Genomic DNA, 22822 nt, shown 5'->3' with positions numbered 1-22822 from the left:
ATGTACGGGGATTCGGAATGCTTCGCGGCTGGGAACCGTCGGAGCCACTGCAAACGACAGGAGGCACATTGACGTACGGAACCGCCGATCCGGGAGACGAAGGCACAGGGTCTAAGGGCACACTTGCCAGCGCCGTCTACAATCAGCTTCGCGACGACCTCCTGCGTGGTGTGCTCGAGAGTGAAAGCAAGCTGCGGGTCGAATGGGTGGTTTCCCGATATGGCGCCGGTGCCTCGCCCGTTCGCGAGGCCCTCAACCGGCTTGCTTCGGAAGGTCTTCTGGGCCGGCACGACCAGCGCGGCTTCTTCCTCATGCCGGTCAGCGCGGAGGAATTGGAGGAGCTGACGCGCACCCGCTGCTGGATGGAAGAGCGGGCGCTTCGCGAATCCATCGCCCGCCGCACCGGCGAATGGGAAGAACAGCTGGTGCTGGCGCTGCATCGACTGGCGCGCGCGCAACGCCGCTTGTCCGAGGATTCCACGTCGAACGATCCGGAATGGGAGAAACTGCATCGTGCCTTCCACCGCGCGCTGATTTCGGCTTGCCGGTCGCACTGGCTGATTGGTTTCTGCGACCAGCTTTCCGACCAGGCCTCGCGCTACAGGCTGATCTCGCAGGACAACAGCAATCGCGACGAAATCGGCGAGCACCGCCTGATCGCGGAACGCGCCCTGGACGGCGATGCCGACGGCGCGGTTGAAGCCTTGCTCAACCACTACCGGCTGACGGCGGCCATGTGCATGGAGCGCTTCAGCCAGAGCGGCGATCCAAGGGCAAGCGCCACCAAGGCGCTGCGTGCCCGGAAGTAGCTGCCGGAGCAAGATCGTTTTTGCGACGCATGCCCCTGAAGTCAGGATTCCCCTTTTCGGGATCATGGTCTAGGGAAGATCATGAGCAATCACCTGTTTGACGTATTTCGCGCCCGCATACCCGCGCCCGAGCGGCTCCTCATGGAGACGGATGACGGGCGATCGATCAGCTATGGCGATATGCTGGCGTGGTCGGCGCAACTGGCGCAGGCGCTGACGCTATTGGGCGTCAAGGCGGGCGACCGCGTTGCCGTGCAGGTCGAGAAAAGCCCGGAGGCCCTCTTTCTCTACCTCGCCTGCCTGCGCGCCGGCGCCGTCTTCCTGCCGCTGAACACCGCCTACACGCTGGCGGAACTCGGCTATTTCTTCGGCGATGCCGAGCCGCGGCTGGTCGTCTGCGATCCAGCACGGGCAGCCGAGATCGGGCCGTTAGCCGAGGCATCGGGCGCCATCGCGGTGACGCTCGGCCGCAACGGCGAAGGTTCGCTGACCGATCGCGCCGCGCAACAGCCGGCGGACTTCCGCGATGTGGCGCGCGGACCGAATGATCTTGCGGCGATCCTCTACACGTCGGGGACGACCGGCCGCTCGAAAGGCGCCATGCTCAGCCATGAGAATCTCGCCTCCAACGCGCGGGTGCTGGTCGAGCAATGGCGCTTCACCGGCGCTGATGTGCTGATCCACGCACTGCCGATCTTCCATACGCACGGCCTGTTCGTCGCCACCAATGTCATCCTGACGGCGGGCGGCGCGATGCTGTTCGAAAGCAAGTTCGACCCGGCCCGGATTGTCTCGCTTTTGCCGCGCGCCACCGCGCTGATGGGCGTGCCGACCTTCTATGTCCGGCTGCTGCAGCAGGACGGTTTGAACCGGCAAGCGGCGAAAAATATCCGCCTGTTCATCTCCGGGTCGGCGCCGCTGCTGGCCGAGACGCATGCGGCGTGGCGCGAGCGCACCGGCCATGCCATCCTCGAGCGTTACGGCATGACCGAGACCAACATGAACACGTCGAACCCCTATGAGGGCGAGCGGCGCGCCGGCACGGTCGGCTTTCCCTTGCCCGGTGTCGCGCTTCGCATTGCCGATCCCGACAGCGGCGAAACGCTTGCCCAGGGCGAGATCGGCATGATCGAGGTGAAAGGCCCGAATGTGTTCTCCGGCTACTGGCGCATGCCGGAAAAGACCAAGGCGGAGTTCCGCGACGACGGCTTCTTCATATCAGGCGATCTCGGGCTGATCGATGCCGACGGCTATGTGCACATTGTCGGCCGGGGCAAGGACCTGATCATCTCAGGCGGCTACAACATCTATCCGAAGGAAGTCGAAAGCGAGATCGACGCGCTTGCCGGTGTCAGCGAGAGTGCCGTGATTGGTGTCGCCCATCCGGATTTCGGCGAAGGCGTCACCGCAATCGTGGTGCGGGCGCCGGCCTCGACCATCGGCGCGGCCGAGATCCTCAGTGCCATCGCCGGGCGGATCGCCAAATACAAGCACCCGAAGCGGGTGATTTTCGTCGACGAATTGCCACGCAACACGATGGGCAAGGTGCAGAAGAACCTGTTGCGCGACACCTACAGGGATCTCTACGCTTCCGAAAAAGCCGGCTAGCTATCTGAGCTGACATCACGACCGAGTTGGCAGCCACCAACCCTGGTTGTCCGACACTGGGTCAGCTCGGATACAAAATTTCGCAGACATGGTCGGCAATAGCCAGGCTCGACGTCAGTCCCGGGCTCTCGATGCCGAACAGATTGACGATCTGGCCGGCGCCATGGTCGGCCGGCCCCTGCAGCATGAAGTCGGCGGCCGGCTGGCCCGGGCCGGACAGCTTCGGCCTGACGCCGGCATAGGCCGGTTGCAGCGCGCTATCCGCAAGGCCCGGCCAATAGCGCCGGATCTCATCGTAGAAGACGTCGCCGCGGCCGGGATCGACGGTGTAGTCGACGCGGTCGATCCATTCGACGTCAGGGCCAAAGCGGGCACTGCCGCCGAGGTCGAGCGTCAGATGGACGCCGAGGCCGCCATCGACCGGGACCGGGTAGATCAGCCGCGAGAAGGGCGACCGGCCCGACAGGGCAAAATAATTGCCACGCGCCAGCCACAGCGGCGGGATCTTGCCTTGCGGAAAACCCTCGATGCGGCCGGCCAAGGCCTGCGCGTCGAGGCCGGTCGCGTTAACGAAAGCACCGGCCTCCAGTTCGAAGACTTCACCGTCGGCACCCTGGGTCAGGATTTCCACCCCGGCGGCCGAAACCGCCGCACCCGTGACAGTGGTCAGGAAGGCGAAGGAGGCGCCGGCGGCTTCCGCATCACCGCGCAGCGACAGCATCAGCGCCTGGCTGTCGACAATGCCGGTCGACGGCGACAGAAGCGCGCCGGCGCAATGCAGCGCCGGTTCGAGGCTCTCGGCCTCAGCGCGCGTCAAAAGGTCGAGATCGGCAACGCCGCAGCGTTCGGCATTGGCCTGAATCGCCCGCAGCCGATCGAGTTGGGCGGGTTCGACAGCGACGATCAACTTGCCTGTACGCGCATGGCCGATGTCGCGGTCGCGGCAATAGGCATAGAGGCGCTGGCGGCCTTCGACGCAGAGGCGGGATTTCAGGCTGCCCGGCGCATAGTAGATCCCGGAATGGATGACTTCCGAATTGCGCGAACTGGTCGCGGTGCCGATGGCATCGGCCTTTTCGACCACCAGCACCTCGCGCCCCGACAAGGCAATCGCCCGCGCGATGGCGAGGCCCACGACACCTGCCCCGGCGACAACGCAATCGACAGCCTGCATAGCTCCGCCTCAGTGCAAAGTGCCGGCGGCGGCTCCAAAAACCTTGTCGCCACCGATCCATACGTCCCTGACATCCAGATCATCGGACAGCGCGACAATATCGGCTGCGGTGCCGTTGGCAAAGCGGCCAAGCCGGTGCGACTGGCCGATGGCTTGCGCCGGATAGAGCGAGGCCATGCGCAACGCTTCCGCCAGGTCCAGTCCAACCACGCGGTGGACGTATCGAACAGCGGAGATCATGTCGAGATCGGCCCCCGCCAGTGTTCCGTCGGCAAGCCGCAGGCTGCCGTCCTTGCGGTAGATGATGCGGCCGTTGAGCGTAAACGAGGTCATGTCGGTGCCGATCGTGGCCATGGCGTCGGTGACCAGCACGATCTTGCCCGGACCCTGCTTGGCGCGCAGCGCGATCACCATTGTGGCCGGGTCGACATGGATGCCGTCGGCGATGATACCGGCGAAAAGCGTGCCGATGTCGATGGCAGCGCCCGCCAGCCCCGGCTCGCGGTTGCCGATCTGACTCATGGCGTTGAACAGATGCGTGACCACCGAGGCACCCGCCTCGGCGAAGGCGCGGGCATTGGCGTAACCGGTGTCGGAATGACCGAGGCTGACAACGACGCCGGCCTTGGTCAGCGCCGAAACGCGCGCGGGCTCGACCGATTCAGGCGCGATCGTCGTCAGCAGCACCGGCAGTTTCTTCCGTGCCGCGATCAGTGCCGCCTGGTCGGCGTCGAGCATCGGCCGGATCAGCGCCGGGTCGTGCGCACCCTTGCGGGCAACCGACAGATGCGGACCTTCGAGATGCAGGCCCAAAAAACCCGGCAGCTTTTGCCGCGCAGCCTCCGCGCCGGCGGCAATTGCCGCGGCGGTGATTGCAGGCGTGTCGGTGATCAGCGTCGGCAGCAGCGCCGTGGTGCCGAACGGCGCGTGCGCGCGGCAGATGGTCTCGATCGAGGCGACATCGGGATGGTCGTTGAGCATGACGCCACCGCCGCCATTGACCTGCAGGTCGACGAAACCCGGCGCCAGCATGCCGCCGCCGGTCTCGACCTTGCGAATGCCGGACGGAATGGCGCCGGCGGCAACGATGGCTTCGACCAGACCGTCGCGCACGACAAGGGCGGCATTGTCGTGCCAGTCATCGCCATCGAATATGCGGGCGCCAGTCAGGGCAAAACGGTCGCTCATACGGTTTCCGTCACCTTGCGAAGATTGGGCGGGGTGTCGGGATCAAGGCCGCGATGACGGGCAAACGCCTCGACGAAGCCATAGAAGGACACGATCAGCGTCAGCGGGTCGGTCAGCGGGTGGCCGGTTGCGACATGCGGCAGGCGCGCAGCACTTTTAGCCTTGTCCGAGGTGACGAAGACGGCCGCGCCCTTGCCCGCCAGGCTGTCGGCGGCTTCGGCAACCGACGGCTCCGAGGCATCGCGGGCGGCGAGCGCCAGCACCGGAAAGCCTGGCCCGACCAGTGCCAGCGGGCCGTGCATAACCTCGGCGGCACTATAGGCCTCGGCATGCATGGCGCAGGTTTCCTTGAATTTCAGCGCCGCCTCGTTGGCGATTGCCGAGGACGGGCCGCGGCCGAGGATGAACAGCGATTTCGGCATCTCCAGTGCGCCAGCCAGCGCCATCCAGTCGCAAGCGATGGCCTTGCTGAAATGCTCGGGCAAGCGGGCAAGTGCCGCCACAAGCGCATCGTCGCCGGTGCAGTGCGCCATCAGCGCGAGGCCGGCGACCGCCGAATTGACGAAGGTTTTCGTCGCCGCAACGCTGCGCTCCGGTCCGGCCAGAATGTCGATGGCATAATCCGAGGCGCGCGCCAGCGGCGAATCGGCGGTGTTGGTGATGGCGACGGTCAGCGAACCGCCGTCCTTGGCGGCTTGCGCCATGGCAACGATGTCCGGGCTTTTGCCCGACTGCGAGATGGCCAGGCAAGCGGAGCCGCCTAGCCTGAGTTTTGCGCCGTAGATTGAGGCGATGGACGGGCCGACCGAAGCGACGGCCAGGCCGGCGGTCAGCTCAACCGCATATTTCATGAAGGTCGCGGCATGATCGGACGAGCCACGCGCCACGGTGACGATAAAATGCGGATTGCGTTCGCGAATGCCGCGCCCGGCCTCGGCCAGCACGGCGGCCGAGCCATCAAGCAAGCGGGCGACGGCCTCCGGAATCTCCTCGATCTCGCGCCGCATATGGGTGGTGGTTGTGCTCATGGCCGACCCTCTTCGCCCGGCCCACTCAGCCGGAGTTCGGCGACGAAATCATAGGCGTCGCCCCTGTAGATGGAGCGAGTGAATTCGATCACCTTGCCGCTCGCCAGATAGGAAATGCGTTCGATGTGCAGGCCGGCAATGCCGGGCGGCACTTCGAGCAGGTGCGCATCGCTGTCGCCGAGATTGGCGGCGGAAATGCGCTGCACCGCGCGTACCGGCCGATTGCCGGTCATCTCCAGCGCCGCGTAGAGCGAGGAGCCGATTGCCGCCGGATCCGGCAGCACGCTGGCCGACAGCGAGGCGCGTTCGATCGCCAGCGGTGTGTCGTTGGCGATGCGCAGGCGCGCCACGCGCGCCACCAGTTCGTTCGACGACAGGCCGAGCACCATCATCTCGTCGGGAGACGGCGCATAGAGGCCACGGTCGAGCCAGGCGGAACGCACATCCATGCCGCGCCGCGCCATGTCCTCGGTAAAGGACGTCAGCCGCGACAGCGACTGCTCGACGCGTTCCATGCGCGGCGCCACAAAAGTGCCGGAGCCGTGGCGCTGGACTAGGATGCCGCCCTTGACCAGATCCTGCACCGCCTTGCGCACGGTGACGCGCGAAATGTCGGCCTTGGTAGCGATGTCGCGCTCCGACGGCAGCGCATCGCCAGGCCCGATCAGGCCGCGATTGACCGCGTCCTCGATGCTTTTCCTGAGCTGCAGATAGAGCGGCGCACCGCTTTGCGACGACTGTCTCAGCGAGGCGAAAATCTGGTCGGCGGCCTCGCTCATCGCGCTGCCTCCGACGCTTTGGCGAAAATGCGAACCGCCATCTGCACCGCACCACCCAGCGCATCGTCGAGCGGCGGCTTGAGCAGCGCCCGATAGCGCGCAGACAGACGCGGCGCATAGAGCGGCGCCAACCCACCGAGCAGGCAGAGCGGGGCGTCGCCGGAGAGATCGAGTGCGCCAAGCGCGGCCGCGACATCGGCGACCGCTTTGTCGAGGATCCAGTTGGCGACGCTGTCGCCCTTTTCGGCATGATCGAAGACTTTGGGCGCGAAGCCACCGAAATCGCCGGGCTTGGCGTTGGTGGTGAACTCGACCACGTCTTCGGGATTGTTGCGGAAGATGGCGAGCATGGCTTGCGTCAGCGGCGATCCCTCGCGAATGCCGTCATGGGCAAGCAGCGTCTGCTCGAGCAAGTCGCGGCCGATGCGGGCGCCGCTGCCCTGGTCGCCGACCTGGAAACCCCAGCCGCCGATGGCGCGCGACTTGCCGTTCTTGCGCGCCATATAGGCGGTGCCGGTGCCGAGGATGGCCATGGCGCCGTCGCCGGAGCCGACAGCACCTTCCAGCGCGATCTCGGCATCGGTCTCGACGCGGCTCATGCTGAAGGGCAGGATGGCTTCGAGCTGCTGCCGGTAGGTGCCGACATTGGCGCCGGCGAGGCCGAGAATGGCGGGGGTTTGCGGGATCAGTCCGGGATCCTGGCCGGCGGCGACAAAGGCCTGCCGTGCCGCATCGACGATGTTGGCCCTGGCGCCGGTGAGATCGGTGCGGATGTTGGCGGCGCCGCTCTTGGCGCGGCCGACAACGATGCCGTCTGCCGTCGCAAGGGCTGCCCTGCAGCTGGTGCCGCCGCCATCGATACCGAGCACGAAATTCACGCGATTTCTCCTCCGGGCGGATAATACCAATAAAATACCAATAGCCAAGGATTAATTTCCGTTTCAAAAAGATTAAGCCGTATTTTATTGAAAAATCAGCGCATTTTGTCGTGAGGTCGACTCCGACGCAACGAATTCGTTAATGCGTGTAGACAAGTGGTATTTTTTTGGTATTGTTCCCCAATCGGAGGAAACGGGATGGCCGACACGCGCACCGAAGCGCTTCACAGGAATGCCGAGGGACTGGACATCCAGGCCCCGGACGCCATCCTTTCCTATCTGGCCAATGCGCAGATCGAGGCCGCCAAGGCCGTGCGCGGCGCCATTCCCGCCATCGCCAAGGCAGCAGAGATCATCGCCAGCCGTTTGAACGGCGGCGGCAAGCTCGCTTATGCGGCAGCTGGCAGTTCGGGCCTGATGGCGCTGGCCGATGCGCTGGAGCTGCCGGGCACTTTCGGCATCCAGCGCGAGCGCATCGCCATCCTGATCGCCGGCGGCGACGCGGCCTTGAAGACGCTGGCCGGCGGACCGGAGGACGACATCGACGAAGCCTCGGCGGCGATTGCCAATGCCGGCATCGGCAAGGGCGACTGCCTGATCGCCATCTCGGCCAGCGGCTCGACACCCTATGCTGTCATGGCGCTGGAAGAGGCCAGGCGCCTGGGTGCCGCGACCATCGCCATCGCCAACAACAAGGACACGCCGCTGCTGCGGCTGGCCGATGTCGCCATATTGCTCGAAACGCCGCCGGAGCTGATTGCCGGCTCGACGCGGATGGGCGCCGGCACCGCCCAGAAGATCGCCCTCAACATGCTGTCGACGCTGGCCGCCATCCATCTCGGCCATGTCCATGACGGCTATATGGTCAATCTCACCGCCGACAACATCAAGCTGCGCGACCGCGCGGCGCGCATCGTCGCCGCCATCAGCGGGCGCGGCAAGGACGATGCCGCGCGCCTGCTCGAAAAGAGCGGCGGCGTTGTCAAGACTGCCATTCTGCTCGCCGCCGGTGCTGCCAACGCCGATGCGGCCGAGAAGATACTGGAAGGGACCGGCCAGAAGCTACGGCCGGCGCTTTCCGCGATCGAGGGGAACAAGGGTGCGAAGGCCCCTGTTCTCAAAACCGAACCTGAAAAAGGTCAACAGGGAGACTAAGCATGACAACGAAGCTACTGACGGCACTGCTGCTCGGCACCAGCATTCTCGGCACCGCCGGGTTGGCTCACGCCGATGACGTAACGCTCAACATCGAAAGCTGGCGCGGCGACGATCTTGCCATCTGGAAGGACAAGCTGATCCCGGCTTTCGAAGCCAAGAACCCGGGCATCAAGGTGGTGTTCGCACCGTCGGCGCCGACCGAGTATGACGCCGCCCTCGGCGCCAAGCTGGCCGCCGGCTCGGCAGGCGACCTGATCACCTGCCGCCCGTTCGACAAGTCGCTTGAACTCTACAAGAAGGGCAACCTCGCCGACCTGTCGGCGCTGCCCGGCATGGAGAACTTCTCGCCCGTGGCCAAGGCGGCCTGGCAAACCGACGACGGCAAGGCGAGCTTCTGCGTGCCGATGGCCTCGGTCATCCACGGCTTCATCTACAATAAGGACGCCTTCGACAAGCTCGGCATCAAGATTCCGACGACCAATGAGGAGTTCTACGCCGCGCTCGACAAGATCAAAGCCGACGGCACCTACATCCCGATGGCGATGGGCACGAAGGATCTCTGGGAAGCCGCGACCATGGGCTACCAGAACATCGGCCCGAACTACTGGAAGGGTGAGGAAGGCCGCGCTGCCCTGATCAAGGGCGAGCAGAAGCTGACCGACGCCGACTGGGTCGCGCCCTATGCCGAACTCGCCAAGTGGAAGCCTTATCTCGGCGACGGTTTCGAAGCCCAGACCTATCCGGACAGCCAGAACCTGTTCACGCTCGGCCGTGCCGCCATCTACCCGGCCGGCTCGTGGGAGATCGGCCTGTTCAACACGCAGGCGCAGTTCAAGATGGGCGCCTTCCCGCCGCCGGTGCAGAAGGCCGGCGACACCTGCTACATCTCCGACCATACCGATATCGGCATGGGTCTGAATGCAGCGTCGAAGAATGCTGATGCGGCCAAGACCTTCCTGTCCTGGGTCGCCTCGCCGGACTTCGCCACCATCTACGCCAACGCACTGCCGGGCTTCTTCAGCCTGAATTCCACCCCGGTGAAGATGGCGGACCCGCTGGCGCAGGAATTCGTCTCCTGGCGCGACAAGTGCAAATCGACGATCCGCTCGACCTACCAGATCCTGTCGCGCGGCACGCCGAACCTCGAGAACGAGACGTGGGTCGAATCGGCCAACGTCATCAACGGCACCGATACGCCGGAAGCTGCCGCCAAGAAGCTGCAGGACGGCCTCGACAGCTGGTACAAGCCGGCGAAGTAAGAGCTCAGGCAACGGACCGGCCGGGCATATGCCCGGCCGGCTTTCAGATTTCAGATAGCGATTGTCGGCACCGCCTCTCGGCCCTACCCTGCTCAGCGTGGGAAAGGCTGGCTGACCTGTCGCAAGCCTTTGTCCTTCCCGTCCGGGCAAGGACATTCGGGCCGTGCATCGAGGCATCATCTAGCATCGCACCCTTTGGAACCGAGAGACGGCGGGGACCGAACTCATGGCCGCAGACACACGACCGAAACGACCCTTTCGCTGGCATATCGGCGTCTTCCTGGCGCCGGCGCTGCTGGTCTATACGGCGATCATGATCCTGCCGCTGGCCGGCACGCTGCAGCTGTCGCTGTTTCGCAACATCGAGCAGAACCAGGTCTTTGTCGGGCTGCAGAATTTCCGCACGCTGTTCGGCGATCCCAACTGGTCGGTGAATTTCTGGAACGCGCTCAGGAACAACACCTGGTTCTTCATCATCCACATGCTGGTGCAGAACCCGATCGGCGTGCTTCTGGCTGCGTTGCTGTCCAGCCCGAGGCTGAGATTCGCCGCCTTCTACCGCACGGCGATCTTCGTACCGACGATCCTGTCCTTCGTCATCGTCGGCTTCGCCTGGAAGCTGATCCTGTCGCCGCTGTGGGGCGTGGCGCCGCATCTGATGGACCTGGTCGGCTTGAAGAGCCTGTTCACGCCATGGCTCGGCAAGGAACAATACGCATTGACCGCGCTCAGCCTGATCTCGGTGTGGCAGTTCGTCGGCATTCCGATGATGCTGATCTATGCCGCTCTGCTGTCGATCCCTGAGGAGGTCATCGAAGCCGCTGAATGCGACGGCATCACCGGCATGTCGCAGTTCTGGAAGATCAAGCTGCCGCTGATCCTGCCGTCGATCGGCATCATCTCGATCCTGACCTTCGTCGGCAATTTCAACGCCTTCGACCTGATCTACACCGCGCAAGGGGCACTCGCCGGGCCGAACTATTCGACCGATATCCTCGGCACCTTCCTCTACCGCGCCTTCTTCGGCTTCCAGTTGCAGGTCGGTGATCCCAATATGGGCGCTGCGATTGCCACGATGATGTTCCTGATCATCCTTGGCGGCGTCTGCGTCTACCTGTTCCTCGTGCAGACGCGCCTGCGTCGCTACCAGTTCTGAGGGGCGCAAGATGAGCACCGCCACCCGTTCCCTGCCCCGCACCATCGGCGCCCACGCGATCCTGTTGACCTACACGGCGATCGCGTTGTCCCCGGTGATCCTGGTGATCATGAATTCGTTCAAATCGCGCGCCGGCATCTTCAGCGAGCCGCTGACGCCACCGACGCCAAAAACCTTTGACCTGATCGGCTATACCACCGTGATCGGCCAGGGCGACTTCATCCACTATTTCCAGAACAGCCTCGTCGTCACCGTCGCCTCGCTGTTTTTCGTGCTGCTGTTCGGCGCCATGGCCGCGTTTGCGCTGTCGGAGTATCGCTTCCGCGGCAACACGATGATGGGACTTTACCTGGCGCTCGGCATCATGATCCCGATCCGGCTAGGTACCGTCGCCATCCTGCAGTTGATGGTTGCGAGCGGGCTGGTCAATACGCTGACGTCGCTGATCCTGGTCTACACCGCGCAGGGCCTGCCACTGGCCGTGTTCATCCTGTCGGAATTCATGAAGCAGGTGTCCGACGATTTGAAGAATGCCGGCCGCATCGACGGGCTGTCGGAATACACCATCTTCTTCCGGCTGGTGCTGCCGCTGGTCAGGCCATCGATGGCAACGGTCGCCGTCTTCACCATGATCCCGATCTGGAACGATCTGTGGTTCCCGCTGATCCTGGCGCCGTCGGAGGAGACCAAGACGGTGACGCTGGGCGCGCAGCTCTTCCTCGGCCAGTTCGTCACCAACTGGAACGCGATCCTGGCCGCCCTGTCGCTGGCGATCATGCCGGTGCTGATCCTCTACGTCATCTTCTCGCGGCAGCTGATCCGCGGCATTACTTCCGGAGCCGTCAAGTGAGTTTCGAAAAGCCTCTTCGCGTCGTCGTCGCCGGCCTCGGCAATATGGGCCGCAGTCATGCGCTGGCCTATCACAACAATCCGGGCTTTGAGATTGCCGCACTCATCAACCGCTCGGACGTGCCGTTGCCGGATGGGCTTTCCGGCTATGGCATCAGGCGCTCCTTCGACGAGGTGCTGCGCGACGAAAAGCCCGATGTCGCCTGCATCGCCACCTATTCGGACAGCCATGCCGACTATGCGGTGAAGGCGTTCGAGGCCGGCTGCCATGTCTTCGTCGAAAAGCCGCTGGCGACAACGGTGGCGGACGCCAAGCGCGTCGTCGCGGCGGCCAAGGCCAATGGCAAGAAGCTGGTGATCGGCTACATCCTGCGCCATCACCCGTCCTGGGTCAGGCTGATCGTCGAGGCGCGCAAACTTGGCGGCCCTTACGTGTTCCGCATGAACCTCAACCAGCAATCCTCGGGCCATACCTGGGACACGCACAAGCAATTGATGCAGACGACGTCGCCGATCGTCGACTGCGGTGTGCACTATCTCGACGTGATGCTGCAGATCACCGACGCCAGGCCGGTCGAGGTGCGGGGCATGGGGCTGCGGCTGACCGAGGAGGTCGCGCCCTCGATGTACAATTATGGCCACCTGCAGGTGCTGTTCGACGACGGGTCGGTCGGCTGGTACGAGGCCGGCTGGGGTCCGATGATTTCGGAGACGGCTTTCTTCGTGAAGGACGTCATCTCGCCGAATGGCTGCGTGTCGATCGTCATGAAGGAGGGCGTCAAGTCCGACGACATCGACACCCACACCAAGACCTCGACCATCCGCCTGCACAGCGCGGCGACCGGGCCGGATGGCAAGTTCGTCAGGCAAGACGAGATGCTGTCGATGCAGGGCGAACCCGGCCACCAGGACCTTTGTGACCTCGAACAGGCCTTCGTGCTGAAGGCGGTCCGCGAGGATCTCGACCTGACCCGCCATATGGACGACGCGGTGAAATCGCTCGCCGTCTGCCTTGCCGCCGACGAGAGCGTGCGCAGCGGCGCAGCCGTCAAACTCTAACGATAGGAACGACGCCGTGGGCTCGCTGATAATCGAGAATGTGAAGAAGGCCTTCGGGCCGGTCGAGGTGCTGAAAGGCATCAACCTCGAAGTGAATGACGGCGAATTCGTCGTCTTCGTCGGTCCTTCCGGCTGCGGAAAATCGACGCTGCTTCGGGTCATCGCCGGGCTGGAGGATTCGACCTCCGGCCGGGTGGTGATCGACGGCGCGGATGTCTCCGCCACGCCGCCGGCCAAACGCGGCATCGCCATGGTGTTCCAGACCTATGCGCTCTATCCGCATCTGACGGTGAAGAACAATATGGGCCTTGGCCTGAAGCAGGCGGGTACGCCGGCGGCAGAGATCGAGCGGCGCATCGGCATCGCCTCGTCGATGCTGTCGCTGGAACCCTATCTCGAAAGGCGGCCGGCCGAACTCTCCGGCGGCCAGCGCCAGCGTGTCGCCATCGGCCGCGCGGTGGTGCGCGAACCAAAACTGTTTCTCTTCGACGAGCCGCTGTCCAACCTCGATGCGGCGCTGCGCGTCAACACGCGGCTGGAGATCGCGCAGCTGCATCGCCGCCTGAAGGCAACGATGATCTATGTCACCCATGACCAGGTCGAAGCGATGACGCTGGCCGACAAGATCGTGGTGCTGAACGCCGGCAAGATCGAGCAGATCGGCGGGCCGATGGAGCTCTACAATTCGCCGGCGAACGAATTTGTTGCCGGCTTCATCGGCTCACCGAAAATGAATTTCGTCGACGGTGCCAGGCTTGGCGAGACGGCCAAGACCATCGGCGTGCGACCAGAGCACCTGACCGTCGATCCGAAATCCGGGGCGTGGAAGGGCACGGTCGTCCATGCCGAGCATCTCGGCGCCGACACCAACCTCTATCTCGACTGCGAAAAGGCCGGGCTTATTACCGTGCGTATTTTCGGCGTCTATAATGCCGAACCGGGTTCCACGCTGTACGCGACGCCGGATCCGGCGAGGACGTATCGGTTTGGAGCCGACGGCAGGACGATCAAGTAGATATTTCGGCGCTTCTCTTCCTCTCCCTCCGGAGGGGGGAGAGGAAGGGCGCGAAACCGCCTCCTCCTCCCCTTTTTGAGGCCCACAAGGAGAGAACGGAGAAGTCGCCCCTACACGTCCGCCTTGAAGGTCTGCTTCTGCTGGCCGAGCCCTTCGATGCCGAGCTCCACCACGTCACCAGCCTTCAAAAACACCGGCGGCTTCATGCCGAGCCCGACGCCGGGCGGTGTGCCTGTCGAAATAATGTCGCCGGGGTGCAGCGACATGAACTGGCTGAGATAGGAAACCAGATAGGCAACGCCATAGACCATGGTCTTGGTCGAGCCGTTCTGCATCGTCTTGCCGTTGACCGTCAGCCACATTTTGAGGTTCTGCGGATCGGCAACCTCGTCCTTGGTGACCAGCCACGGGCCAGTCGGCCCAAAAGTGTCGCAGCTCTTGCCCTTGGTCCACTGGCCCTGGCGCTCGGCCTGGAAGGCGCGCTCGGACACGTCGTGGGCGACGCAGTAGCCGGCAACATAATCCAGCGCCTCAGCCTCGCTGACATATTTTGCTTTTCTGCCGATGACCACGGCGAGTTCGACCTCCCAATCGGTCTTCTCCGAGCCGCGCGGGATCAGCACGTCGTCGTCCGGGCCGACAATGGCCGAGCTTGCCTTCATGAAGATGATCGGCTCCGGCGGCACGGTGGCGCCGGTTTCGGCGGCGTGGTCGGAATAGTTGAGGCCGATGCAGATGAACTTGCCGGTGCCGGCGACGCAGGCGCCGAGGCGCGGCTTGCCGGAAACTGCCGGCAGCGACTTCGGATCGAGCTTCGCCAGCGCGGCGAGCGATGCCGGATCAAGCGCCTTGCCGGCAATGTCGACGACATGAGCCGAGAGATCGCGGATCGTTCCATCGGCGTCGAGCAGGCCGGGGCGTTCGCTCCCGATCTCGCCATAGCGCAGCAGTTTCATCTAAATCATTCTCCCTACTTGCGGCCTCATGGCCGTTTGCAAACTCTCCGCCGAAGCGATGGCTCCTCTGAGGAACCGGGCGGACCGTACCCATCAACCTGATCCCGGCAAGCGCGGCTAGGCGGCGAGCGAGATTTTCAGACTGCTCGATCTCCCATAAACGCCGGAACGGGAACCGATCTTCCTGTTCGCCCACGATCTTTTCCGAAACCCGTGATCAGATCGACCAGCCACCGTCGATATTATAGGCCTGTCCAGACGTATAAGTCGCACCGGCCAGGTAGACGGCGAGATCGGCGATCTCCTCGGGCGTGCCGAGGCGGCCCATTGGCTGGCGGGCGATGAAGGCCGCACGCGCTGCATCATAGTCGCCTTGCGCGTGCATGCGGTCCTGCAGCGACGGGCTTTCGACCGTGCCGGGGCAGATGGCGTTGCAGCGAATGCCCTTGCCGACATAGTCGGCAGCGATCGCCTTGGTCAGGCCGATGACCGCCGCCTTGGTGACGCCATAGGCGAAACGGTTTGGCACGCCTTTGCCGGCGCCGGCGACCGAAGACATGTTGATGATCGAGCCGTCACCACGCGCCAGCATGCCGGGCAGTACAGCGCGGATGGTGCGGATCATGGCGCGGACATTGAGATTGAAGGCGAAATCGAGATCGGAATCCTTCATTTCGAGGATCGAGCCGGAATGAACGAAGCCGGCGCAATTGAACAGCACGTCGACCGGGCCGATCGCGGCAAATCCCGATGTCACCGCCTCGTCGTTCAGCACATCGAGCTTGCGGGTCTTGATGCCAGAGGTCTTGCCGAGTTCGGCGAGCAGCGCTTCGTTAATGTCGGTGGCATGGACGACGGCGCCCGCCTTGGCGAAGGCCAGCGCGCTCGCCCGGCCGATGCCTTGCGCCGCAGCCGTGACGACAACGGTTTTGCCGGTCAGATCCGCCATTCGTCTTCTCCTCGTCCGTTTGCGATCAGCCGGGTTCTACCGGCGGATGGGCAAGACGCATTGTGCCAGGCAAGCACTATTGTGCCGCCTGCGCTCGACCGAAAAATGTTTTTTCTCGGTAAAGAACATTATTTGGTGCGTCAAGCCCGAACGCCTGCTCCAGACAGGGAGTGCGACGCTCAGTCGCCGTAGGGCACCCAGACGTTCTTGACCTCGATGGCACGGCGCAGGAAAGCATCGCCGGCGGCCTCATTCGACGCCCAGTCGAGGCTGCGACCATGGCCGGTCCAGACCCGCTTGAGGTTGCCGATGGACTCGGCTTCGGCCTTGGCGCAGGTCTCGGCATCGGCGAAGACCCAGAGCCCGTCGACATCGTCATGCTTGGCCAGCACGCCGGCGAGTTCGGCGGTGCGCCCGGTGACGATGTTGATGGCGCCGGCCGGAACGTCGGAATATTCGATCACCTGATAGAGATCGGTGGCGAGCAGCGGGTATTTTTCCGACGGCACCGCAACCACGGCGTTGCCCATGGCAAGCGCCGGGGCCACCAGCGAGATCAGGCCAAGCAAGGGCGCATTGTCCGGTGCGACGATGCCGACGACGCCGACCGGCTCATGCAGCGCCAGCGTGACGGCGCGCGCCGGCGGCTGATGCACCCGGCCCTCGAACTTGTCGGCGAGGCCGGCATAGAGAAACAGCCGCTCGATCGACTGCTCTACCTCTTCCCTTGCGGCCTTGGCCGTTGCGCCGGTGAGTTCTGTGAGGCGCGCGGCAAATTCGTCGGCACGGCCGGAGAGGTTTTCGGCGAGGTAGTAGAGGACCTGGCTGCGGTTGTAGGCGGTCGCCTCCGGCCATGCCTTGCAGGCGCGAGCCGCCGAGACGGCGTCACGGATATCCTTGCGGCTGCCGAGACCGACCTCGCCGGCAAGCTTGCCCTTGGCAGTGGCGACAGGAATCGAGTAATTGCCGTCCGGCCGCACCTGCTTGCCGCCGATGAACAGCTTTGCCGTGCGGTCGATGGCCTCGCCTTCGGACTGCTCGACGGCCTGGGCCGAAGCGATTGCCGGCTTGATGACCGGACCGAGCGGGAGTTTTGCCACGAGATATTCGAACATGCCTTCGCGCCCGCCTTCGCGGCCAAAACCGCTCTCGCGGTAGCCGCCGAAGCCGCAGGCGGCGTCGAACATGTTGGTGCCGTTGACCCAGACGACGCCGGCCTTCAATTGCGGCGCAACGTGCAGCGCGAGGTTGACGTTTTCGCTCCACACCGAAGCGGCCAGCCCGTAGCGGGTGTTGTTGGCGAGCTCGATCGCTTCCTCGGTGTTGCGGAAGGTCATGGTGGCCAGCACCGGCCCGAACACTTCCTCCTGCGCAAGAATGTTAGCCGGCGCAACACCTGTAGCCAGCGTCGGCAAATGGTAATAGCCGGAAGACGGCAGCGCCACATCCGGTTGCCAGCAGACGGCGCCCTGCTTGGCGCCTTCGGCGACCAGACCCTTGACGCGGTCAAGCTGGGTCACGTCGACCAGCGGGCCGATATCGGTGTTCTTGTCGAGCGGGCTGCCGACGCGCAGCCGGCTCATCCGCGTCTTGACCTTGGCGATGAAGGCATCGGCAATGCCCTCCTGGACCAGAAGGCGCGAGCCGGCACAGCAGACCTGACCCTGGTTGAACCAGATGCCGTCGACCAGCCCTTCGACGGCGCTGTCGAGATCGGCATCCTCGAAGACGATGAAGGCCGATTTGCCGCCGAGCTCCAGCGACAGTTTCTTGCCCGAGCCGGCGGTGGCCTTGCGGATGATCTTGCCGACCTCGGACGAGCCGGTGAAGGCAATCTTCTGGACACCGGGATGGTTGACTATTGCCGCGCCTGCCTCAGGCCCGCCCTGGACGATGTTGACGACGCCCTTCGGCACGCCGGCGCGTTCGCAGATCTCGCCAAACAGGATGGCGGTGAGCGGCGTGAACTCGGCCGGCTTCAGCACCACCGTGCAGCCGGCGGCAAGCGCCGGCGCGATCTTCCAGGCCAGCATCAGCAGCGGAAAATTCCACGGGATGATCTGGCCAACGACACCGACGCCCTTGTGGCCGGGAAAATCCTTGTCCAGCGCCTGCGCCCAGCCGGCATGGTGGATGAAATGGCGGATGGCCAGCGGCACGTCGATGTCGCGGCTTTCACGGATCGGCTTGCCGTTGTCGATTGTCTCAAGCACCGCGAACAAGCGCTGGTGGCGCTGCATGGCGCGGCCTATGGCGTAAAGCACCTTGGCGCGTTGATAGCCTGACGAAGCGGACCACTTCGGCAGCGCCTTGGTGGCAGCCGTAACCGCGGCATCGACGTCGGCGGCGCCGGCATCCGACACCTTGGCCAGCAATTTGCCCGAGGACGGCTCGCTGGTGTCAAAAGTCTTGCCGCCCGTGGCTGCCTTCCAGCCGCCGCCGATGAACAGCGCCTTGCCGAAATCGCGCGCAGCCAACCACGCGTCGGCCTCGTTGCGGGCTTCCGGCGCCGGGCCGTACTCCATGGCGTGATAGCGTTCGAGAATGTTCATGTGGTGCCTCCTTCACCCTCCTCCTTGTGGGGAGGGTCGATCGGCAACGCCGATCGGGGTGGGGGTTTCACGCCATCGCGTGGCGGTGATTGGCCGAATAATGCCCGGTCAGATGATGCTCAAGCTGGCGCTCGATGTCGGTCAACAGGCTCGACGCACCGAAGCGGAACAGCTCGGGCTCCAGCCATGGACGGCCGAGCTCCTCCTTCATCAGCACCAGCCAGTCGAGCGAGACTTTTGCGGTGGAGATGCCGCCGGCAGGCTTGAAGCCGATGAGGTAGCCGGTCTCTTCGAAATAGGCCCTGATAGCGCGCACCATGGCCAGGCCAACGGGCAACGTCGCGTTGACGCTCTCCTTGCCGGTCGAGGTCTTTATGAAATCCGCACCCGCCATCATCGCCACCATCGAGGCCAGCATGACATTGCGCAGCGTGGCGAGGTCGCCAGTGCCGAGGATGACCTTCAGATGCGCATCGCCGCAAGCGGCACGCATCGAGACGATCTCATTGTAAAGCTCCCGCCACTTGGCGCCGAACACCAAGCCACGTGGAATGACGACGTCGATCTCGTCGGCGCCATCCCTGACCGAGGCTTCAATCTCCTGCAGGCGCGTCGAAAGCGGGGCAAGGCCATGCGGAAAAGCAGTGGACACGGCAGCAACGTGAATGCCGGTGCCGCGCACGGCGTCGACGGCGGTGGCGACGAAGGGATGATAGACGCAGACCGCCGCCGGGCGGATCTTTTCACCCACTATGCCGAGGCCTTCGACGATGTCGCGGCGGAACGGATTGATCGCCTTGGCGCAGAGCCGGCGCACACGCTCCTCGGTGTCGTTGGAATTCAGCGTCGTCAGGTCCATGCAGGCAACGGCGCGCAGCAGCCAGGCCGCCTGATTGTCGGCCTTGATCGAGCGCCGTTTGGTCAGGCTGGCGACGCGGCGTTCGAGTGCCGAACGGTTGACGCTACGCACCGATTCCATGAAGCCGAGATCGAGCTTCATGCCGGGGTTGCGGGCGATGCGATGGTCGAGCGGGACAGGCGTGTTGGCGGCGGCGCGCGCCGGCAACGGCGTCACCTTGGGCGAGCCAAGATCGGCTTCGCGGATTGTGCTGCTCATCTCCTGCCCTTTCATTCAACGACTTGCGCCGAAGATAGCTCGTGAATTGATGCTTCACGAGTCTTTCAAAGGGTCATAGCTGAAAAAGGCCGCGGAAACAGCTGATTTTTGACCGCGTGGTCAAAAGTGCTGGTTTTGAGATGCCTGGGTCTGGTCAGCCGACGAAGGCGCGCTCGACGACGAAGGTCGCGGGGTGATGCAGCGAGCCTTCCTGGAAGCCCAGGCTTTCGGCCAGTTCCTTGACGTCCTTGAGCATATGCATCGAGCCGCAGATCATGATGCGGTCGGTCTCCGGATTGAGCTTGTCGATACCGAGATCGGCATAGAACTTCCCGGAGCCGATCAGCGCAGTGATGCGGCCCATACGCTCGGACTCTTCGCGCGTCGTCGAATTGTAAAGAGTGACGCGGCCGCCGGTCAGTTCGCCGATCAGCGGGTCGCTTTCAAGCGCCGCCACCAGTTCCTGGCCGTAGGTCAGTTCGGCGGTATCGCGGCAGGTGTGGGTCAGGATGAGCTGGTCGAACTTTTCATAGGTATCGGGATCGCGCAGCAGGCTGGCGAAAGGCGCGATGCCGGTGCCGGTCGAGATCATGAACAGGCGCTTGGCCGGGGTCAGAGCGTCGACCACCAGCGTGCCGGTCGACTTCTGGCGCATGATGACGGTGTCGCCAACCTGGATCTTCTGCAACTCCGAGGTCAACGGGCCGTCCGGCACCTTGATCGAGAAGAATTCCAGCTCTTCGTCCCAGGCCGGGCTGGCGATGGAATAGGCGCGGAACACCGGCTTCTCGGCATTGGGCAGGCCGATCATGACGAACTCGCCGGAGCGGAAGCGCAGCGACTGCGGGCGGGTGATGCGGAACGAAAACAGGCGGTCGGTATAGTGCTTCACCGAGACAACGGTCTCGGCATAGACGTTGGCCGGAATCGGGAATTGCAGCGGACGGGCGCCGGCGGTGTTGAGAGCGGATGTGGTGTTCATCAAATCCAACTTTCTGGCCCGACTCAGGATGCGGGCGCCGAACTTTCACCTGCGCGCCCGAACCATTCAGGTTCTGGCGTGCCGTTTGCACACTGCCAAGCGGTAAGCTCTTGTGTCCGGAATTTATTAGTATACAAACGATATTTGCGTCAAGACGCCAGTGTGAAACAGCTTTCCAAACTGAGACATATCCGTAGTCCTGATATTTCGGGTTTCGACAATGAAAGAGAATTTTTCGGCGCAGGCGCACGATTCCCTTGGCAAAGTCGTCGCTGGCATCGATGTCGGCGGGACCTTTACGGACCTGCTTCTGATCGACGGACGCGACGGCGGACGGGTGCATATCGCCAAGACCCCGACCACGGTCGACAACCAGGCATTCGGTGTCGTTTCAGCACTCGGGGCCACCGGATTTCCGATCGACGGCATCGACCTGATCGTGCACGGCACGACCACCACCACCAACGCCGTGCTGGAGCGCCGGCTGGCGAAAACCGGCATGATCACCACGCGCGGCTTTCGCGACGTGATCGAGCTTGGCCGTCGCACGCGGCCGCAAGCTTACGGCATGACCGGCACTTTCGTGCCGATCATTCCGCGCAATCTGCGGCTCGAAGTGTCCGAGCGTGTCGAAGCGTCCGGAGCGGTGCGCATTCCGCTCGACGAGGCCGAGATGCGGGCGGCACTTTCGCAGTTGATCGCCGACGGCTGTGAGTCCCTGGTCATCCATTTCCTCCATTCCTACGCCAATCCCAGGCATGAGCGGCGCGCGGCGGAAATCGCCGCCGAACTCTGGCCAAACGGCTACATCACCACCGGCCATGCACTGCTTTCGGAAGCGCGCGAATTCGAGCGCGGCGTGACCGCCTCGGTCAACGCTTCGGTGCAGCCGATCCTCGAGCGCTATGTCGAGCGGCTGCGCAAGGAATTGGGCGCAAAAGGCTACGCCCGCGACTTCCTGATCATGAACGGCAATGGCGGCATGATCTCGGCTCGCTTCGTCACCCGCGAATCGGCAAAGACCGTGATGTCCGGGCCGGCCTCAGGCGTCATCGCCGCCGCCTATACGGGAAAACGCGCCGGCTTCGAAAACCTGGTGACCTACGACATGGGCGGCACCTCGACCGACGTGGCGCTGATCCGCAATGCCGAGCCGGCAGTGTCCAACGAGATCGAGATCGAATATGCGATGCCGATCCATGTGCCGATGGTGGCCGTGCATACGGTCGGCGCCGGTGGCGGCTCGATCGCCCGCGTCGATGCGGCAGGGCTCATCCAGATCGGCCCGGAAAGCGCCGGCGCCAATCCCGGCCCGATCTGCTATGGGCGCGGAGGCCTGGAGCCGACCATCACCGACGCCAATCTGGTGCTCGGCCGGCTGGCGCCGAAGAAATTGCTGGCGGTCGAAAATCCGGTCACCGTCGAACGCGTCACCGGCATTTTCGAGAACAAGATTGGCCGCGCAACCGGCCTTTCCGGCGTCGAGGCGGCGGGTGCGGTGCTGCGGCTCGGCAACATGAAGATGGCCGGCGCCATCCGCATGGTCTCGGTGTCGCGCGGCCACGATCCGCGCGATTTCGCGCTGTTCGCCTTTGGCGGCGCCGGGCCGCTGCATGCGACTGCGTTGGCGCGCGAGCTCGGCCTGCCGAAAGTGCTGGTGCCGGCGCGTCCGGGCATCACCAACGCACTCGGCTGCGTCGTCGCCGACCTGCGCCACGATTTCGTCAACACGATCAACCAGCCGGTCGCCATGCTCGACGAAGCGAAGCTTCGCGAGGTATTGGAACGGCACCGAAACGAAGGCGAGGATCTGATCGGCAAGGAGGCGGTGACGCCAGAGACGATCCGCGTCACCCACTCCGCCGACATGCAGTTCGTTGGCCAGACCCACATAATCAACGTGCCGCTGCCGTCGTCGTCGGTGACCCGCGCAACGTTGCAGCAGCTTTTCGAAAAAGCCTATTTCGCCCGCTTCAAGGTCGAGCTGCCGGAGATCCGCGCCAATCTGGTCAACCTCAACACTTCGGTCACCGGCGTGCGGCCGGCGATCGATCTGTCGCGACTGATCGACCCGGCGGGGCGCGCCAAAACGCTTGACGAAGCGCGGCGCGAGATACGGCCGGTCTGGTACGCCGGAACCTGGTACGAGACGCCGGTGTATGCGCGCGAAAAACTGCCGCTCGACGCTATCATCGAAGGACCGGCGATCCTCGAACAGATGGACGCGACCACCGTGCTCGAACCCGGCGACCGCGCGCGCTCGGACGCCGACGGCAACATCATCATCGAGATCGGCGAGGCCTGAG

19 protein-coding genes are annotated in these 22822 nt (G+C 64.0%); 9 read left to right on the top strand and 10 right to left on the bottom strand.

What is annotated here, in order from left to right:
• The first annotated feature begins 68 nt into the window (after positions 1-68).
• Together AC1DXN_RS15620 and AC1DXN_RS15615 are read left to right on the top strand one after the other, a co-directional pair.
• Positions 69-809, top strand: coding sequence for a GntR family transcriptional regulator (locus AC1DXN_RS15620; RefSeq protein WP_477240871.1), 741 nt, complete (start codon positions 69-71; stop codon positions 807-809).
• An 81-nt stretch (positions 810-890) separates the two neighbouring features.
• Positions 891-2417 (top strand): malonate--CoA ligase, encoded by a 1527-nt coding sequence (locus tag AC1DXN_RS15615; RefSeq protein WP_477274464.1) that lies wholly within the window; start codon positions 891-893, stop codon positions 2415-2417.
• Positions 2418-2478: 61 nt separating this feature from the next.
• Here the strand turns inward: AC1DXN_RS15615 and AC1DXN_RS15610 are convergent, their stop codons facing one another.
• From AC1DXN_RS15610 to AC1DXN_RS15590, 5 genes are read right to left on the bottom strand one after another with little or no spacing between them, the layout of a single operon-like run.
• Positions 2479-3591 carry an NAD(P)/FAD-dependent oxidoreductase gene (locus tag AC1DXN_RS15610; protein ID WP_477274462.1) on the bottom strand — a complete coding sequence of 371 codons (1113 nt, stop codon included), beginning with the start codon at positions 3589-3591 and terminating at the stop codon, positions 2479-2481.
• Between the two features lie 9 nt (positions 3592-3600).
• Positions 3601-4779, bottom strand: a complete 1179-nt coding sequence (gene nagA, locus AC1DXN_RS15605) for an N-acetylglucosamine-6-phosphate deacetylase (protein ID WP_477274460.1) — start codon at positions 4777-4779, stop codon at positions 3601-3603.
• A complete protein-coding gene (locus AC1DXN_RS15600) occupies positions 4776-5807 on the bottom strand; it encodes an SIS domain-containing protein (protein ID WP_477274458.1) in 1032 nt (343 codons plus the stop codon). The genes nagA and AC1DXN_RS15600 overlap by 4 nt, the downstream gene beginning before the upstream one ends.
• Positions 5804-6586 (bottom strand): GntR family transcriptional regulator, encoded by a 783-nt coding sequence (locus tag AC1DXN_RS15595; protein ID WP_477274456.1) that lies wholly within the window; start codon positions 6584-6586, stop codon positions 5804-5806. Before AC1DXN_RS15595 ends, AC1DXN_RS15600 begins: the two co-directional genes overlap by 4 nt.
• Positions 6583-7464: a glucosamine kinase nucleotide-binding domain-containing protein gene (locus tag AC1DXN_RS15590; RefSeq protein ID WP_477240859.1), complete on the bottom strand. Its 882-nt coding sequence runs from the start codon at positions 7462-7464 to the stop codon at positions 6583-6585. Before AC1DXN_RS15590 ends, AC1DXN_RS15595 begins: the two co-directional genes overlap by 4 nt.
• A 198-nt stretch (positions 7465-7662) precedes the next feature.
• On the opposite strand from AC1DXN_RS15590, the gene AC1DXN_RS15585 reads away from it, so the two are divergent.
• The 6 genes from AC1DXN_RS15585 to AC1DXN_RS15560 all read left to right on the top strand — a co-directional run bounded on the left by AC1DXN_RS15585 (position 7663) and on the right by AC1DXN_RS15560 (position 13960).
• Entirely contained in the window at positions 7663-8619 is a 957-nt protein-coding gene (locus AC1DXN_RS15585; RefSeq protein ID WP_477274454.1) for an N-acetylmuramic acid 6-phosphate etherase, read from the top strand.
• Positions 8620-8621: 2 nt separating this feature from the next.
• Positions 8622-9881, top strand: coding sequence for an ABC transporter substrate-binding protein (locus tag AC1DXN_RS15580; RefSeq protein ID WP_477274452.1), 1260 nt, complete (start codon positions 8622-8624; stop codon positions 9879-9881).
• Between the two features lie 226 nt (positions 9882-10107).
• Positions 10108-11037, top strand: a complete 930-nt coding sequence (locus AC1DXN_RS15575; protein ID WP_477321870.1) for a carbohydrate ABC transporter permease — start codon at positions 10108-10110, stop codon at positions 11035-11037.
• Positions 11038-11047: 10 nt separating this feature from the next.
• On the top strand, positions 11048-11887 hold the full coding sequence (locus AC1DXN_RS15570) for a carbohydrate ABC transporter permease (RefSeq protein WP_477240851.1): 840 nt from the start codon (positions 11048-11050) through the stop codon (positions 11885-11887).
• On the top strand, positions 11884-12945 hold the full coding sequence (locus AC1DXN_RS15565; RefSeq protein ID WP_477240849.1) for a Gfo/Idh/MocA family protein: 1062 nt from the start codon (positions 11884-11886) through the stop codon (positions 12943-12945). The genes AC1DXN_RS15570 and AC1DXN_RS15565 overlap by 4 nt, the downstream gene beginning before the upstream one ends.
• Positions 12946-12961: 16 nt before the next feature.
• Positions 12962-13960: an ABC transporter ATP-binding protein gene (locus AC1DXN_RS15560; protein WP_477274448.1), complete on the top strand. Its 999-nt coding sequence runs from the start codon at positions 12962-12964 to the stop codon at positions 13958-13960.
• A 110-nt stretch (positions 13961-14070) separates the two neighbouring features.
• On the opposite strand, the gene AC1DXN_RS15555 is transcribed toward AC1DXN_RS15560, so the two are convergent.
• The 5 genes from AC1DXN_RS15555 to AC1DXN_RS15535 all read right to left on the bottom strand — a co-directional run bounded on the left by AC1DXN_RS15555 (position 14071) and on the right by AC1DXN_RS15535 (position 20516).
• The gene (locus tag AC1DXN_RS15555; protein WP_477274446.1) at positions 14071-14916 is read right to left on the bottom strand and encodes a fumarylacetoacetate hydrolase family protein; all 846 of its coding nucleotides are present in this window, start codon (positions 14914-14916) and stop codon (positions 14071-14073) included.
• A gap of 217 nt (positions 14917-15133) precedes the next feature.
• Entirely contained in the window at positions 15134-15865 is a 732-nt protein-coding gene (locus AC1DXN_RS15550) for an SDR family oxidoreductase (RefSeq protein WP_477274444.1), read from the bottom strand.
• Between the two features lie 179 nt (positions 15866-16044).
• Positions 16045-18417 carry an aldehyde dehydrogenase family protein gene (locus AC1DXN_RS15545; RefSeq protein ID WP_477274442.1) on the bottom strand — a complete coding sequence of 791 codons (2373 nt, stop codon included), beginning with the start codon at positions 18415-18417 and terminating at the stop codon, positions 16045-16047.
• Positions 18418-18484: 67 nt separating this feature from the next.
• Positions 18485-19534, bottom strand: coding sequence for a deoxyribose-phosphate aldolase (gene deoC / locus AC1DXN_RS15540; RefSeq protein ID WP_477274440.1), 1050 nt, complete (start codon positions 19532-19534; stop codon positions 18485-18487).
• A 154-nt stretch (positions 19535-19688) separates the two neighbouring features.
• Entirely contained in the window at positions 19689-20516 is an 828-nt protein-coding gene (locus AC1DXN_RS15535; protein ID WP_477274438.1) for a ferredoxin--NADP reductase, read from the bottom strand.
• Positions 20517-20736: 220 nt separating this feature from the next.
• Here AC1DXN_RS15535 and AC1DXN_RS15530 point away from each other — a divergent pair, with 220 nt between their 5' ends.
• Positions 20737-22821, top strand: coding sequence for a hydantoinase/oxoprolinase family protein (locus AC1DXN_RS15530; RefSeq protein WP_477274436.1), 2085 nt, complete (start codon positions 20737-20739; stop codon positions 22819-22821).
• The last annotated feature ends 1 nt before the right edge of the window (position 22822 follow it).

The organism is Mesorhizobium sp. P2_H9 (assembly GCF_056403215.1).
The sequence above is the reverse complement of the archived record's forward strand: the minus strand, read 5'-3'. Positions and strand labels throughout refer to the sequence as shown.

Bases quoted from the DNA above. Each gene is read 5' to 3' on its own strand.
- AC1DXN_RS15555 (WP_477274446.1), bottom strand. From the start codon at position 14,916: ATGAAACTGCTGCGCTATGGCGAGATCGGGAGCGAACGCCCCGGCCTG.
- AC1DXN_RS15615 (WP_477274464.1), top strand. From the start codon at position 891: ATGAGCAATCACCTGTTTGACGTATTTCGCGCCCGCATACCCGCGCCC.
- AC1DXN_RS15595 (WP_477274456.1), bottom strand. From the start codon at position 6,586: ATGAGCGAGGCCGCCGACCAGATTTTCGCCTCGCTGAGACAGTCGTCG.
- AC1DXN_RS15600 (WP_477274458.1), bottom strand. From the start codon at position 5,807: ATGAGCACAACCACCACCCATATGCGGCGCGAGATCGAGGAGATTCCG.
- nagA (WP_477274460.1), bottom strand. From the start codon at position 4,779: ATGAGCGACCGTTTTGCCCTGACTGGCGCCCGCATATTCGATGGCGAT.
- AC1DXN_RS15610 (WP_477274462.1), bottom strand. From the start codon at position 3,591: ATGCAGGCTGTCGATTGCGTTGTCGCCGGGGCAGGTGTCGTGGGCCTC.
- AC1DXN_RS15535 (WP_477274438.1), bottom strand. From the start codon at position 20,516: ATGAACACCACATCCGCTCTCAACACCGCCGGCGCCCGTCCGCTGCAA.
- deoC (WP_477274440.1), bottom strand. From the start codon at position 19,534: ATGAGCAGCACAATCCGCGAAGCCGATCTTGGCTCGCCCAAGGTGACG.
- AC1DXN_RS15550 (WP_477274444.1), bottom strand. From the start codon at position 15,865: ATGGCGGATCTGACCGGCAAAACCGTTGTCGTCACGGCTGCGGCGCAA.
- AC1DXN_RS15575 (WP_477321870.1), top strand. From the start codon at position 10,108: ATGGCCGCAGACACACGACCGAAACGACCCTTTCGCTGGCATATCGGC.
- AC1DXN_RS15545 (WP_477274442.1), bottom strand. From the start codon at position 18,417: ATGAACATTCTCGAACGCTATCACGCCATGGAGTACGGCCCGGCGCCG.
- AC1DXN_RS15570 (WP_477240851.1), top strand. From the start codon at position 11,048: ATGAGCACCGCCACCCGTTCCCTGCCCCGCACCATCGGCGCCCACGCG.
- AC1DXN_RS15585 (WP_477274454.1), top strand. From the start codon at position 7,663: ATGGCCGACACGCGCACCGAAGCGCTTCACAGGAATGCCGAGGGACTG.
- AC1DXN_RS15580 (WP_477274452.1), top strand. From the start codon at position 8,622: ATGACAACGAAGCTACTGACGGCACTGCTGCTCGGCACCAGCATTCTC.
- AC1DXN_RS15530 (WP_477274436.1), top strand. From the start codon at position 20,737: ATGAAAGAGAATTTTTCGGCGCAGGCGCACGATTCCCTTGGCAAAGTC.